16 protein-coding genes and 3 pseudogenes are annotated in these 14442 nt (G+C 53.8%); 7 read left to right on the forward strand and 12 right to left on the reverse strand.

Annotated features, from left to right (window positions below; all coding sequences use genetic code 11):
• Positions 1-17: 17 nt before the first annotated feature.
• The 6 genes and pseudogenes from H8711_RS03305 to H8711_RS03330 form a co-directional block, all read right to left on the reverse strand.
• Positions 18-358, reverse strand: a pseudogene (locus H8711_RS03305) (TIGR04076 family protein).
• A gap of 27 nt (positions 359-385) precedes the next feature.
• Complete coding sequence (locus H8711_RS03310; RefSeq protein WP_249282120.1) at positions 386-709, reverse strand: hypothetical protein; 324 nt, start codon at positions 707-709, stop codon at positions 386-388.
• A 57-nt stretch (positions 710-766) separates the two neighbouring features.
• Complete coding sequence (locus H8711_RS03315) at positions 767-1309, reverse strand: hypothetical protein (protein WP_249282121.1); 543 nt, start codon at positions 1307-1309, stop codon at positions 767-769.
• 32 nt (positions 1310-1341) lie between these two features.
• A complete protein-coding gene (locus H8711_RS03320; protein ID WP_249282122.1) occupies positions 1342-1956 on the reverse strand; it encodes a J domain-containing protein in 615 nt (204 codons plus the stop codon).
• Positions 1940-2818, reverse strand: coding sequence for a DUF5685 family protein (locus H8711_RS03325; protein WP_249282123.1), 879 nt, complete (start codon positions 2816-2818; stop codon positions 1940-1942). Before H8711_RS03325 ends, H8711_RS03320 begins: the two co-directional genes overlap by 17 nt.
• Positions 2819-2941: 123 nt before the next feature.
• Positions 2942-3802: an NAD(P)/FAD-dependent oxidoreductase gene (locus H8711_RS03330; protein WP_249282124.1), complete on the reverse strand. Its 861-nt coding sequence runs from the start codon at positions 3800-3802 to the stop codon at positions 2942-2944.
• A gap of 187 nt (positions 3803-3989) precedes the next feature.
• On the opposite strand from H8711_RS03330, the gene H8711_RS03335 reads away from it, so the two are divergent.
• The 6 genes from H8711_RS03335 to H8711_RS03360 all read left to right on the forward strand — a co-directional run bounded on the left by H8711_RS03335 (position 3990) and on the right by H8711_RS03360 (position 9320).
• A complete protein-coding gene (locus H8711_RS03335; RefSeq protein WP_249282125.1) occupies positions 3990-4562 on the forward strand; it encodes a manganese efflux pump MntP in 573 nt (190 codons plus the stop codon).
• A 215-nt stretch (positions 4563-4777) separates the two neighbouring features.
• Positions 4778-5704: an FtsH protease activity modulator HflK gene (gene hflK, locus H8711_RS03340; RefSeq protein ID WP_249282126.1), complete on the forward strand. Its 927-nt coding sequence runs from the start codon at positions 4778-4780 to the stop codon at positions 5702-5704.
• A gap of 14 nt (positions 5705-5718) precedes the next feature.
• Complete coding sequence (gene hflC, locus H8711_RS03345; protein ID WP_343252796.1) at positions 5719-6666, forward strand: protease modulator HflC; 948 nt, start codon at positions 5719-5721, stop codon at positions 6664-6666.
• Positions 6667-6910: 244 nt separating this feature from the next.
• Positions 6911-8209: a hypothetical protein gene (locus tag H8711_RS03350; RefSeq protein WP_249282127.1), complete on the forward strand. Its 1299-nt coding sequence runs from the start codon at positions 6911-6913 to the stop codon at positions 8207-8209.
• Entirely contained in the window at positions 8196-8858 is a 663-nt protein-coding gene (locus H8711_RS03355; RefSeq protein WP_249282128.1) for a DUF6320 domain-containing protein, read from the forward strand. The genes H8711_RS03350 and H8711_RS03355 overlap by 14 nt, the downstream gene beginning before the upstream one ends.
• 15 nt (positions 8859-8873) lie before the next feature.
• Entirely contained in the window at positions 8874-9320 is a 447-nt protein-coding gene (locus tag H8711_RS03360; RefSeq protein ID WP_249282129.1) for a PTS sugar transporter subunit IIA, read from the forward strand.
• 85 nt (positions 9321-9405) lie between these two features.
• On the opposite strand, the gene H8711_RS03365 is transcribed toward H8711_RS03360, so the two are convergent.
• The 6 genes and pseudogenes from H8711_RS03365 to H8711_RS03390 form a co-directional block, all read right to left on the reverse strand.
• The gene (locus H8711_RS03365; RefSeq protein WP_249282130.1) at positions 9406-9813 is read right to left on the reverse strand and encodes a DUF4368 domain-containing protein; all 408 of its coding nucleotides are present in this window, start codon (positions 9811-9813) and stop codon (positions 9406-9408) included.
• Positions 9779-11137 (reverse strand): recombinase zinc beta ribbon domain-containing protein, encoded by a 1359-nt coding sequence (locus H8711_RS14180; RefSeq protein ID WP_343274522.1) that lies wholly within the window; start codon positions 11135-11137, stop codon positions 9779-9781. The genes H8711_RS03365 and H8711_RS14180 overlap by 35 nt, the downstream gene beginning before the upstream one ends.
• A gap of 200 nt (positions 11138-11337) precedes the next feature.
• Positions 11338-11862, reverse strand: a pseudogene (locus H8711_RS14185) (MobA/MobL family protein); the annotation flags it as partial.
• A 510-nt stretch (positions 11863-12372) separates the two neighbouring features.
• Complete coding sequence (locus tag H8711_RS14320; protein ID WP_425516138.1) at positions 12373-12510, reverse strand: hypothetical protein; 138 nt, start codon at positions 12508-12510, stop codon at positions 12373-12375.
• 12 nt (positions 12511-12522) lie between these two features.
• Positions 12523-12738: an LLM class flavin-dependent oxidoreductase gene (locus tag H8711_RS03385; protein ID WP_249282273.1), complete on the reverse strand. Its 216-nt coding sequence runs from the start codon at positions 12736-12738 to the stop codon at positions 12523-12525.
• Between the two features lie 564 nt (positions 12739-13302).
• A pseudogene (locus tag H8711_RS03390) lies at positions 13303-13577 on the reverse strand (DUF5906 domain-containing protein); the annotation flags it as partial.
• Between the two features lie 208 nt (positions 13578-13785).
• On the opposite strand from H8711_RS03390, the gene H8711_RS03395 reads away from it, so the two are divergent.
• Positions 13786-14220, forward strand: coding sequence for a DUF6076 domain-containing protein (locus H8711_RS03395; protein ID WP_343274523.1), 435 nt, complete (start codon positions 13786-13788; stop codon positions 14218-14220).
• Positions 14221-14442: the final 222 nt, after the last annotated feature.

The raw sequence follows: 14442 nt of genomic DNA on the forward strand, positions 1-14442 counted from the left end.
TTGTCTCCAAAAAATTTTCAAGGAAATGGAATATCGTCGATGATCGGCTGCTCTTCCGTCACCTCTAATTTAAAAATCACAGGACGCAGCCCGTCGTTACAACTGCAAATGGCCCGGGTTTGCGAATCCAGTCGCCATAGTAAAATAGTCCGTTTTCAGCTCCGTGCGCCAAGGCGAAAACATACTGATAAATCGCCTTCCACGCCTCGTCGCAGAGCCCTTCTGGTTTGGCGTAATCCGCATAAAATGCCTGTCCCGCTTGTAGCATTGGGCAGGCAGTCAGACCCTCGACACCGTATTCCTTCGCCAATTCTTCATCCAGGGTTGTCTTCAGTACGGTGATCTTTACCTTTTTCACGAGCAGTTCCTCCCAGCATTCAAATGGTCAAGGGTTCGCGTAATACTCAATTTTTTCAATCTCATCCGCCTGAACCGTAAGTTTATCCGCGCGTTTGAAGATCGAATCGGGGATGGTTTCCGCAGAAAAAGCGGTGCCGTCGTCGATCGGTTCGGTGATGGTTACGCGTCTGCCATCCTTGAGCAGCACAATGTCCCTTGGACCGATTTTATGTAGACTGAGGATTTCCTCCCTGTGTTCTTGAAATTCACGGTTCTTTTTCCGCCCCACAAGGTATAAAATGACAAAGATCAGCGCCAGTAGCGCTGCGGTCAGCAGGATAAATTGGACTTGCTGGTCAAAGTTTTCCATAAAAAGAGCCTCCTCCAGAAAAAATGCCCTCTTCCAAGTGAGAGGGCTTGAAAAGACTTAACCAAAACGCCGCAAAAACTTGGGACGGAACCAAGTGATGTAAGCGGAGATGATGCGGGTAAGCGCCAGATCAAAGATGACGAACACCACATTGCCCAATGCTAGGGTGACGATGCCCGTATACCGACCCAGTTCACCCATCTCGGTCATGACCTCTGGCATCTTGAGGACATAGATCATCAGCAGATAGGCCGCAACCACACAGACGTTAAAAAGGATCATTTTAAGCGCCCATTCCAGGATACGTGAGGGCAGTTTTTCCAAAGCACCCTTGAGGATGGGATAAAATCCTAGGAAAAAGACGAAGAGGAGCGCAGCTGTTTTATCAGGTGCGACCAGAACGGAGAGAATGGATACAGCGATATAGACCACAACCGCCCATTTGGTCCCGCATTCGATCACCATGACCACCATCAAAAAACCTGCCATAGCGGGCACAGCGTAGGTCAAAAAAGGGAGGATGCCGGTCAGCATCATCAGTAATACACAAAGCGCCGCAATCATGCCGCCTAAGGCGACCTGCGAGGTTCGTTTTAACATAGATAGAACTCCTTTTCTGTCGTTGCATCAAATCAACAGCAGCTGATGAGATCCCCGCCCATGCATTCGCAACAACAATCCGCACAGACCAGGGAGGTGCACATATCACATGGGCTGCATCCCCCCGCGGACGTGGTGCGGTACGGGCCGGTTTGATTGGTGCCGTGGTTGCGCTGCCAGAGCATCTGGTTGAGCGCTGCGCGGTATTCCGGGTTCTGAGGGGCCAGATTGACCGCCTGGGCCATATGTTGATACGCCTGATCCAACCACCCACGCGTGTAGAGCACGCTGCCCTTGAGAAAGTGCCATTCCGCATCGCGGCGGCCCTCCGGCACGCCGTCGAGAAGCTCCGCAGCATCTTCCACCCGCCCATTTTGGATCATTCGGCGGATATCTGCAAACTGGGAACCGGAAGTATAGCCGTAGGCGCCGGTTTGTCCCTGCGACCGGGAGGCATTTTTTCGCTGTGCGGTGATGGTGTCGTAGGCTTCGTTAATTTCCTTCATCTTTTCCGACGCCAGATCGGCCAGCGGGTTGTTGGCGTAATTATCCGGGTGATACTTGCGCGCCATCTCCCGATAGGCGGCTTTCACCTCGTCATCCGAAGCATTGGGGCTGATGCCCAACACCTTATAAGGATCTGTCATGCGGGTTTCTCCTTTTTTCCTCGACCTGATTGAGGGTATTTTTTAGTCCCAAGTATACGACGTTATCCAGAATGGTTTTGTAACGCCGGAGCTCAAATAGTTCATAGGCCTTGGCCAGCTCGGCCGCCGTCTGGTTGAGGGATGCCACTGCTGCGCCGCGAATCGGCGCCAAGTCGCTTTGCACGGTCAGATGTTCATTTATGACAAAGGCGTTGTAGCTCCCGGTCTTGATGTCGTCCTCCAAGTTGTCCAGCGCATCGATCAGATAAATCCAGCGCCCCAGCAGGTAGCCGAAGCGCTGCAAAATGCGCTGTTCCGTTTCATCCTGCGAAAGCAGGCTGCAGAGCTCAGAGAGACAACGCGCCGTCGGTTCGGCAGCCTCGTCGATCGAAGGGCAACGGGCATCCTCCAGCGCACATTGCCGCCTCATCATCTCGGCGACGAGCTCATCCACGCGGGGATATTCCCGGCGGGCCTTGTTCCGTGCGGCCGCGGCGAACGGCCGGGCCAAAAGCATCAGCGCCTTGCCGCCGGGGCCGGAGTCGCGGTAATTGTCTTCGAGCTTATAATAAAGCATAATCATAGCGGTACACGCAGCGAAGTGGGACGAGTCGTTGAGCGAACAACAAAAGCTCTTTTTTAAGGGGTGAGCGATGCAGCGTTCTCGACAAAATTCGGGGCCATTTGCCTGCAAAGCCATCGACAAAATAGAAAGGAACGCGAAATCGTAACTCAAAGTGAAGCACGCCGCGAATCCATAGGAGTGACCCAGTTGTTTGCATAAGCCGCAATAGACCGCCTTGTAGGTGTCATATTCACAAATTTTCATCTGCGGTTTGTACGGTTTCACATAACCAAACATCGAACCTCAACCCTTGCTGTTGGCAATATGATTATTTTACAATAGCAAAGGGGACATTGCAATGAAAAAACTGTAAATTCCCCTCGAAAAGTCGACATTTATATGTCCAAACTGCGGCGTAAATTAATTTTTCAGCTCCCGGATTATGGTGCGCGCCGCCAAGGCGCCGTCCCCAACCGCTTTTGAAATCTGCAAAAATCCTCCGATACAGTCCCCCGCGGCATAGACGCCCGGCATGTTGGTGCGGTAGCTGTCGTCTACCACGATGCTGTTGCCTTCGGTCAAAATCCCCATCTTGACGGCGAAATCGAGGGCCGACGCGGCGCCCTCCGCCACAAAGATGCCGTCGATCTCCAGGCGGTCGCCGTCCTGAAATTCCAGGTGCTCCGCCCGGCTGCCGCCGGATACCCGGGCGAGTGCGCGGGTGTCCACCTTAATGCCTGCGGGCAGCGCGTTTTCCCAACTGGGTTCGCGCCCGTTGGTGCAGATGGTGATGTCTTGGGTAAAGCGGGTGAGTTCTTCGGTTTCCGCGAGCGCGTAGTTGGCACTGCCGAGCACTGCGAGCCGTTTGCCGCGGTAGAAAAAGCCGTCGCACACCGCGCACAAGCTGATGCCCCGCCCCAGAAAGGCGTCCACTCCATCCAGCTTGGTGGTAGCGCGGGGTTTTCCTGTGGCGATGAGCAGGGCCCGGCCTTCGTACTCGCCGCGGGTGGTTTTGACAACGGCGGTTTCGTATTTGGAGACCGACACAACCTCGTCCTCAACGAAGTCGCAGCCCAGCCTGCGTGCATGCTCTACCCCGCGCCGGTGCAGCTCCGCACCGCTGATGCCGCCGGGAAATCCGTAATAGTTGTCGATTTTTTCCGCATGTTCCAGCGCGCCGATGCCGCTGCCGATAATCAGGGTGCGCAGGTTGGCGCGCACCGTGTACAGAGCCGCCGAGACGCCGGCCACACCCTTGCCGATGATGATGATGTCATACATAAAAAGTTCCTCCATACCAAATGATAAAAGGGCGAAACAGCGATAAAACGCCGCGCATATACATAGTATTATACCACAGATAGGAAATGTTGTATCCCTCTCTGTAAGAAATTTTAAGAGACCGATTGACATGACAAAATAAATTCAGTATAATAAAAAGAATGCCATATCGGAAAAGGTGATCAGTTTGGGGATTGGAACGCTATTTTTACTTGCGGTGGGGCTTTCGATGGACGCCTTTGCGGTGTCCATCACCAACGGGCTCTGCATGAAGAACATCACGCGCGCCAAGGCACTGCAAATTGGACTGGCCTTCGGCCTGGCGCAGGGGATCATGCCGATCATCGGCTACTTGGCGGGGCAGACCTTCAGCAGGGCGATCTCGAGCCTGGACCACTGGGTAGCGCTGATTTTGTTGGGGGCGATCGGCGGAAAGATGGTGGTGGAGGCTGTAAAAGGGATGCGCGAGCCGGAATCCTGTCCGGTGAACGGGCTGCTCACTACAAAGATGCTCATCCTTCAGGCGATCGCCACTAGCATCGACGCGCTGGCTGTGGGGGTAAGCCTCGCGGTGATGAGCGTGAACATCTGGATTGCATCCTCGTTCATCGCCTGCATCACCTTTTGCTTCAGCATCGTGGGCGTATACATCGGCAAAAAGTCGGGGACGTTCCTCAAAAACAAGGCCGAGCTTGCTGGCGGGGTCATCCTGGTGCTGATCGGTGTGAAAATTTTTGCCGAGCATGTGTTCGGCTTATAGCAGCGGCAAACAGGCCGCGGCGGGAAGCAGAAATGCGCCGCCGCGGCCTGTTCTGGTGTTTCGACAAAATCTGTGGTATAATAGCCGCAAACTGGCAGTGATGCCGGTTGGATGCAGGACACATGAGCAATGAATTCCTTTTGTATCCCAATAGAAACCAGCCCGCCGCAAATAACATGCGGCGGCCGTAATGAAAGAGAGGAAGGAACCAAACGATGCAGCATGAAAAGAAATCCATCCTGTCCACCTCGATCAAGATCGTTGTGCTGTTGGCGGTTGCGGCGGTTTTACTGCTCAACTCGATGTACAGCATCAACGAGCAGGAGCAGGCGGTAGTCACAACCTTTGGCAGCCCTGCCACGGTCAGTACGCCCGGCCTTCACTTCAAGGTGCCCTTTTTGCAGCAGGTAGAGAAGGTGTCCACCGTCATCAACGGGTTCCCCATCGGCTACGATATCGAGACCAAGGAACCGATTGAGGCGGAATCCCTGATGATCACCTCCGACTACAACTTTGTCAATGTCGATTTCTTTGTGGAGTACAAGGTATCCGACCCGATCAAATACCTGTACTCGTCCCAGAACCCGGTGATGATCCTCAAAACGTTGGCGCAGAGCTACATACGCGACACCATCGGGCTTTATCCGGTGGACAATGTCATCACCACCGGCAAAAATGAGATTCAAGCGGAGATCAAAGAGAAGCTGATCGACCGCCTGGAGAAGGAAGATCTCGGCCTTCAGCTGGTGAACATCACCATCCAGGATGCGACGCCCCCCACCGCCGAGGTACTCGAAGCGTTCAAGGCGGTGGAGACAGCCAAACAGAGCAAGGAGACCTCGATCAACAACGCCAACAAATATAAGAGCGAACAGGAGCCCGCGGCCGTCGCCAAGGTGGATGAGATCATCAAAAACGCCGAGGCGACCAAGCAGTCGCGCATCAACGAGGCGGAGGGACAGGTCGCCCGCTTCAACGCCATCTATGAGGAGTACACCAAAAACCCGCTGATCACCAAACAGCGGATGTTCTATGAGACGATGGAGGAGCTGCTGCCCAGCCTCAAAATCGTCATCGACGACGGCTCGGGCGGGGTGGATAAATTCCTGCCGTTGGATAGCTTCGCCGCGAATGAGCAGTAGGGAGGGGAATACAAATGATGAACTTTAACTTTGATACCGACCGCCAGACCGACCAAAAACAGGCGGTGGATGTGGAAGCTGCTTCTCGCAACAAGACCATTCGCCGTGTGATTACGGCGTTGCTTGTGGTGATGATCGCGGCCATTCTGCTCGCCAATGTGACCATTGTCACCAAACAGAACGAATACACCATGGTTCAGCAGTTCGGCAAGATCGTTGCAGTCCGGTCAGATGCGGGTTTGAGCTTCAAGCTGCCGTTCGTACAGTCGGTTAAGAGCATCCCCAAGACCGTCCTGCTCTACGACCTGCCCATCTCCGATGTCATCACCAAGGACAAAAAGACCATGGTGGCGGACAGCTTCGTGCTGTGGAAAGTATCCGACCCCACACTGTTTATCCAGACCCTCAACGGCAACGTGAGCAATGCGGAGGCGCGCATCAGTACGATCGTATATAACTCGATGAAAAATGTCATCAGCAGCCTGTCGCAGGCCGAGATCATCAGCGGGCGCGATAAGCTGGCTGAAGCCATCTTCGCCAATATCGGCGACAGCCTGGAACAGTACGGGGTGGATCTGGTTGCGGTGGAAACCAAACACCTCGACCTTCCCGACGATAATAAACATGCGGTTTACGAGCGCATGATCTCGGAGCGGAACAACATCGCGGCCGCGTATCAGGCTGAGGGTGAGTCTGAGGCGAAAAAGATCCGCACCGAGACGGATAAGGCGATCTCGATCAAGATATCCGAGGCCCAGGCCAACGCGGAAAAGCTGATCGCAGAGGGCGAGGCCCAGTATATGCAGATTCTCGCGGAGGCCTATGCCGACCAGTCGCGCGCAGATTTCTATACGTTCGTCCGCGCGTTGGATGCGGCAAAAGCATCGCTCAAGGGCAGCGATAAGACGCTCATTCTCTCCAAGGATTCTCCGATTGCGCAGATTTTCTATAACATCGATTAAAAATGTTTGTTAACAGCACCCCGGCCGGAATTTTCCAGCCGGGGTGTTGCTTTGGGGATATCCCGCTAAAAAAATTCTGATTCTACTGAAATTGTTCGCATAACGGCCGCTGAAAATGCCCTCGCCGTCTACCGAAAGAACATACAGAACAGGCGCGGCAAAAGTTCTGCTTTTAAGGGAATGGTTCTTGTAGTATAATAGACTGAGAAAAATCGAGTAAACAGGCGAGGGGCGCAGGCGAGAGATGGGAAAACAACGGGAAGACTACTATTGGCACCGACTGGATAACGCTGCTAAGGTGTTTCCGGCGGTGCGCAGTTCCAGCAACTCCAGCGTTTTCCGCCTCAGCGCAAAGCTGAAAGAATCGGTCGATCCAGAATTACTCGCGTTTGCGGTGGAGAGCGCGCTCAAAGAACTGCCCACTTTCCGTGTCAAGTTGAGGCGCGGGCTGTTTTGGTATTATTGGGAGACCAACGACCAAAGGCCGATTATATTAGAGGATTGTTTCTATCCCTTGCGTGGCATCGACAAACGCCAGAACAACGGTTATATGTTCCGTGTCACCTATTACGGTCAGAAGATCAATCTGGAGATGTTTCACGCCCTCACCGACGGGGCGGGCGCCATGGTTCTGCTCAAGAGCATCGTTTACTTTTATCTCAAGCAGCGCCACCGCGAGGAGGTCGCGGTGAACGAGTTGCTCGCTGACACCGGATTCTCGCAGCACGCCCTGGATGAGGACAGCTTCCAACGGCTGCGGAACCGGATGGAGAAAAAGCCGCCGCGGCCTAAGGTTACGACCGCATATCAGTTGAAGGGAGCGCGCTATCTGGGCGACCGGGTGGATGTCACCCAGGGGATTCTTCCCACTGGGGAGGTGCTGAAGCTCGCCAAACAGGCGGGCGTCACTGTAACCGCCTACCTCGTCTCGCTACTCCTCTATGCGATCGATCGGACCAATTTTCAATATTATGCTGAGAATAAGCCGGTTGTCTGTTCAGTGCCGGTCAATCTCCGCGGTTTTTTCCAGTCCAGCACCATCCGCAACTTCTTTTCGTTTATCACGGTGTCGGTCAACTTCCACCAGAAGAAATATACCTTTGAGCAGGTGTTGGAGGAGGTGTCCGGCCAGATGAAGGAGGCGCTCCAATTGGAAAGCCTCTCCCAACGCTTGGCCTACAATCTGAATGCGGAGCGCAACCTGGCAATCCGGTTTATCCCGCTGTTCGCCAAGAATTTTTTCCTCCGCGCCATCTATCGCCGTGGAGAAAAGGGCTACACCACCACGCTCTCCAACCTGGGCCAGGTGCGCCTGCCTACTGAGCAGTTGCCATATGTGGAACGTTTTGAGGCGCTCAACAACCTCACCCGCAGCCAGTGCTTCAAGGTCTGCCTGTGCTCGCTGGGGGAACGAATGACCGTGTCGTTTGTCTCTGGGATGGAGGACAAAGATGTAGAGCGCTTCTTCTTTCGCAGCTTGGCTAATCAGGGGGTGGAGGTGCAGATTGTGAGCAACGAGGTGGATGAAGATGAGATACTGTGAAAGCTGCAAGGTGTCGGTGGTGAGCGGACAACGCACCTGTCCCCTGTGTCACAGCGACCTGGCGGACCGGAATGATCAGTTTGAACAGGCATTTCCGTCCGCCCCGGTTTCATCCGGTGCCAAACGGAAGACCAAGTTGCTTATTTATCTGTCGATCGTGGTGGTGGCTGCCTGCGTTTTGATTGATTTTTATACGGCACGCAGCGGCCATTGGCCGCTGATTGCAGCGATCGGTTTGGCCTACCTTTGGTTGAGCATCCGCTTTATTCGCAAGTCTCGCCGCAACATCGGCATGTTGGCCTTGATCCAAATTTTTGGAATCTCGTTGCTGTCGTTTGCGATTGACTCCGCGACTGGTTATTACCAGTGGAGCACCAATTATGTGATCCCGTTTGTGTTGATCTCTGCTGCGGGCCTGATGACTGCGGTGATGATCTTCCGCCCAAAACGTTTCCGCGATTATATCCTCTATCAGCTCGGTATCTCGGTGCTCGGCATCGGGATGTCCGCCTTTCTGCTCTGGGACAAGTCTACTGTGATGTGGACCGGTGTGGTGGGCGCGGCATATTCTGGGCTGACAATTTTGGGAATCATCATTTTTACCCCGCGCAAGACCCGGCATGAGCTCAAAAAACGGTTTCACTTTTGAAAGGAGGAAAACGGGATGCTCCAAGAATTGTTGAGTCCCAACCAGGTCGTCCTACAGACGGTTGTACCCGACTGGGAGGCTGCGGCGCGGCGCGCCGGGGAGCTGCTTCTCTCAGGTGGAGGGATCGAGCCGCGCTATGTGGACGCGATGGTCGATACGGTGCGCACCGAAGGGGCGTACATCGTACTGACCAAGGGGTTTGCCCTTTTTCATGCGCGTCCCGAGTGTGGTGTGCTCCGCGAATGTGCCTGTCTGTTGACCCTGTCCCATCCGGTGGCGTTCGGTGCAGGCGAAAATGACCCGGTGGATGTGGTGATCGCTTACGGCTCCCCCGAGAGTGACGGACATGTGCGGTTTTTACAGGAGCTTGCAGGGTTGCTGATGCGGCCTGGTTTTTTGGATGAGCTGAGAACCTGCCGCAGTTATACAGAAGTGAAACATCTGCTGATGCAGCAGGAATAAGAAAAAGTCCCGTCAGGCAAGGGTTAACATTTGCAAGTAACTATTAGTCCTGTGGTTGAGGCAGAGGACGGTGTGACCGTAAAGGTCACGCCGTTTTTCTGCGTCCAAGGGTAGATTCTGCAATCATGGGTTCTGCCAGCGCGGGGATTTCCACATCGTCCGCGAAGTTGAAGTAAATCTCCACCTTCTGCCTGCGCTTGCCGCTGGACTTGTCCGGCGCATGGATAACGATCTTCTTGATATACTCATTGACAATCGTCTGCGTCAGCTCAATGACATCCACATACTTCTTCGTCAGTGCAATGAAAGCGTCCAGATCTTCGCCCATTTCCTGCCGCTGCTCGCCCCATTCTTCTGGTGTTTCAATTTCGAGTTTTAACCGTTCCTGCTCCGCCTCATAATCAGCAGTCATCTTCTTGTACTTGTCCTTGCTGATCTCACCAAGGGCATAGTCTTCATTAGAGCCGGGACATGACCACATCAAGGTTGGCAAGGCGTTTTTTTGCCTGCTCCACGCGCTTCTGATCCTCTCGGATGTCCCGTTCCTGATCGGTGCGGCGGTAATGCAGCCATTCTTCCTGAAAACCGTCCATATCGCTGCGGATATACGCATTGACTGCCTGAATGCGTTCCAACATCAGCTCTCGCAGCACATCCTTCCGGATATAGTGTGCAGGGCAATCGCTGCGCCCATTCTTGTACTTGGAGCAAACATAGTGATCCTGCTTGCCCTCAAAGCTCTTGCAGGTGGCAAAGTTGAGCTTGCTGCCGCAGTCTGCACAGTACAACAGCCCGGAGAACAGTCTCTGCCGTTCCGCTTTCGCGGAGCGGCGTTTGTTTTTGCGGTTCTGCTTTTCAGGGTCAGGCTGTTCCTGCGCCCGGTGCAACTTGCGGATAACAGACCGCTGCTCGTCCGGATGCGGTTCTCCCAGCAGCGCAGACACATCCCGGTCAGCCTGACGGAAGCGGTCATAATCGTAATTCCTGCCACAGGTATTCTTGATCTTCTCCCGGACTTCTACGGTCATGCCGCCGCGCAGCTCCATGCGGGCGGTGAGCAGTTCGTCGGTGTCAACGGTTTCTGCCTGCTCCTGTAGTTCGCTGTATTTTACGATCTCGGCATCCATGGAAGCGGCAGCGTTGGCTGCGACCCTTTCAAGCCCCGCTTTGTTGGCGGTCATTGCGTCAAACCGCTGTTTGACCTCCTTCATGTGTTCCGGATCGGCCTTGTCGAAACCGGCAAGCAGCACGGACATTTCGGATTTCAGTTCCTCCATATCCTCGGTAACAGCAGCCAACTCGCACTTGATCTCCCCACGGCGCAGGAAGCTTGTCGGACTGAGTGCTTTCAGCTCCGCCGTCAGCGCCTTTTTATGCTTGGATTTCTCCCGCAGCAGCTTCCGTATCTCCAAACTGCGCTCATAGTCCGACTGAATCTCCTGAATCCGCTCATCGAGCTTTTTTGCCGCGCCGGTATAGTAGAGCCATGAATAACGCAGCAGCAAAATACCCTTCCGGGCTGTTTCCAGAGCTTTTGCAAGGGCAGTGACAGAGGTCATGATTGCGTTTGTCAGCTTTGTGATCTCCGCACGGATGGCGCGAATGAGCTTGTTTTGCTCCCGTGTCTGACGGTTGATCTCGCAACGGTCAGAAACAAGCTCCATTGCCTCCATCTGGCGGGCAACTGGCCCTTCGTGAATGGTCGGAATCTCGTCCAGACCTCGCACGGCATTGCTGCGATGATTGATGCGCTCCTCATGACCGGCACGTTCCAGATAGCGGTTGGACACATCCGCCCACGCCGTCCGCCATGCCACAAGCTGTTCCTCGCTGTTCCAGCGTTCGGAGATGGGATTCTCTGCCTGCCGTAACGGGTGCTTTTGGGATGCTTGTACGCCCGGGCAAGCCCCTGCGTCTCGGCAGAAGATGGCGTCATATACACTTTCTTTTTACCGATCTTGTAGGGATGCTGTTTCTCCCAGCCGTCTTTCTGTGCCATTTTGGACTCAGCGGCGGTGAAGCCCCGTTCCTCGCCGTTTCTCATGCAGAGATATTCCTTCTCGGTCTTGTACTGCCAACGTCCTTGTTCATCCAGCGGGCGCACGGTCAGCATAATATGAGCGTGAGGATTATGACCGGGCGGGTGCGGATCGTGGATAGCAACGTCAGCGCACATTCCGTCAGCCACAAACTGCTGCTGGATGAACTCTTGCAGCAGTTCAATTTGCATCTGCCGGTCAAGCTCTCGCGGCAGTGCAACGATGAACTCCCGCGCAAGACGGCTGTCCTTGGTTTTCTCCGCTTCCTCTACGGCATTCCATAACTGTTCCCGGTCCTTCCATTCGGGCGGAGCCATAGCCGGTAGGAACACGCCCTGCCAGACAAGCCGCTGTTTTCTCGTATAGTCATGTTGTATCCCGTCGTAATCGTTATACAGGCGGGAATAGCTCAGATAAGCAGAAGCGGCAACCGCAGAGCCCTTGCTGACCACCTTCGTTTCCAGATGATAGATTGCCAAACGAGCTCCTTTCTGCCTGCACACAGGCTTGTTTTTGTTTCTTTTTCGGAAAAAGAAAAGAGTGTCGGCATTAGCGACACTCTATCTGCGGCAAAGCTGCCTGAACATATCTGGAGGATTTGTTCTTGGCTGAGTTTGAATCAGGCGGTTGGAGAAATAACGTCGCAGAACGCAACGGTATTTCTCCAACTGCGCGGACAATGACAGCAGCACCCAATGGGGCTGTGGCATTGTCTGGAGGCTTCCGCAGAAGCCGCGGTCCCCCTCGGAGAGCGCACGGTTTCCGCAGGAAATACCACCGCCACAAAAGGGCTCCCGCAAAGTCGTTGACTTTGTAGGAAAAGGAGGCACAACGAAATGGATGAGACCTGCCGCTTGCGGCGGGGCGAAGGATATGGAGTTTGTGCCGACGTGGTGGTGAATAAGTGCGTCCTTACGGGAGAAAGCTACTGGCTTATCCTCCATTTTCGCCGTTCCCCGTCAGCCTATGGGAAAGATATTCATCCAACTCAGACACGGCTACAACCTGTACCTCTAGCAGCACTTTTTCCAGCACAGCGCCCCCTGAATAAGCCTGCGGGTACGGGCTTTGCGCTCCTTTATGCGATCCCGCGCCTGCGCTTCTTCTAATTGATGCTGTGCCTGCAAGAACTTCTTTTCTGTATCGGTCATGCGAAAACCTCCTTATCTTCGTTTCTGCCAGATAATCTCATATCCCAGCGCGTCAGCAAGTTGGACAGCCTCGATGTAGCGCAGGGATTCCCGCTGGAGCTTGTTGGACAGGTTGGAAACGCTGTCGCTCCCACCGTGTTCGTCCCGAAGAAGATCAACCACCTCCTGCATGGTCATTCCCTGACGGACGATGTACGATTTGATCTCGTTTCTTAAGTTAGATTTCATCATCTTTTACCTCCATATTTTCGTGTAGTGAGTTTTCGTATCGGTGATGCTGGTGTGTTTGCAAGTGAAAATCCCGCCGTGCGGCAAATCCGCTCAGATTTTTGCCCATGATGCCCTATTCATAACAGAACCCTATCAGCTTCATTGTTTTTGCGTGGGAACATACGGAACGGGAGAATATGCCGCAGTCCGGTGCCGCGGCTTCACGCTTCGGTAAATCACCGAACGGTGTGCTGCGTTCGACCTGCGGCAAAAACCTTCACGGATTTCACAAGCATTGATTTTGGAGTCGCAAAATTAAGCCGCCTATGTACGGCTCAGTACGGCAAAACAGTGTTGTGTACGCTTCTGTACGTCCTGTGCGCCGCTTTTAGCACGTTGGGCGGGCGTGCAACAGGCTGATTTTGCACGCAACTGTGAAGCACTTCACGAAACGCACAAGCACAAGCCGTTTTTCAGAGATGGAGTTGAAAAGTGCCGTACAGAGTGTACGGCGTGTACGGAAATTTTGAAGTTCACTTTCCACTTTTAATAGGGCAGCGGATTGACCACCTCAATGCCCATGAAGCCCCGCACACGCTTGCCGCTGATGCGGACGTTGTTGGTGGCTTCCACATTAGATTTGATATAGTTGGTCTTGGGCAAAGCACTCATATCCATATCATCGTCCACCATCAGGAGCTTGTTTTCGAGGTCAGCGCGGCTGAACCGGTTGCTCTCGACCTTCTGGATGCTGGTGGTATTCATGCTGTTGCCCAGCAGGGAACGCATGATAACCCGATGCGGCTCTTGTCCTCGCCGTCCTTGCCGATGAGCATGAGCATTTTCTGCCCCATGGTACAGGCGAATGGCATGACAAGTCTTTCCTTGTTCATATCTGTATGGTATAATTTAAAAAACGTGACAAGAGGAAAACCGTATGGCCGCACCTATCACCGACCACAATCTTCTGACGCTGGAGTACTGGCAGAACAGCGTGACTTATGAGGGGAAAACCGTACCAAGCGGCACTATTGGCTGCGAGGTACTGAACATCTCGGATACGCTGTGGGAGGAACTGGCACAGGCAAGTATCCCGCTGCGGAAGATTGTTGCAGCAATCGGAGAGAACAAGTTGACCGCCGAGTTGCTGCGTCCTGCCAAGGACAGTATTTTGCGGATGATCCGGCTTGCCAAGGCTACGCACCAAATGACAAGCATGGGCGTACCTGCCGTCAAGTTGGAAATCTCCGTGGGCGTGAACAGCGGGAGCTTGCCGCCGACCATCCCATTAAGAGAATATACACGACGCGGTTCAATACGATCACGCAATATCTTGGACGCGGCACGCTGGACGAGCAGACCTCCGCTGTGATGAAGATGCTGGCAAAAAGCAAACTGGAAAAAGCGCTGCAAGACAACCGGTATGCACAGGGCAGCTACGCCGCTGAAATGGAGCAGGCTGCTCTGCTGGCAGAGGCAAAAGCAAATTTGAAGCAGTAAGCAAAAGCCATTGCGGAGGGAGGTGCGGATATGAAGGATAACCGTGACAAGCAGATACCGGAGCAGCTTGCTGGTTACTCATGGGATTTATCCGGCTATGCGGCGAAAGTACCGTTCTATAACACGGACGATTTGACGATGCAGGAAGTAAAGAGCGTTTTTCAGCTCACACCGGAACCGCCAAAGATGGAGCTGAACGACTACATACGCAAAGCTGTCCAG

Origin of the sequence: Ligaoa zhengdingensis (assembly GCF_014384885.1) — a bacterium.
GTDB lineage: Bacteria > Bacillota > Clostridia > Oscillospirales > Ruminococcaceae > Ligaoa > Ligaoa zhengdingensis.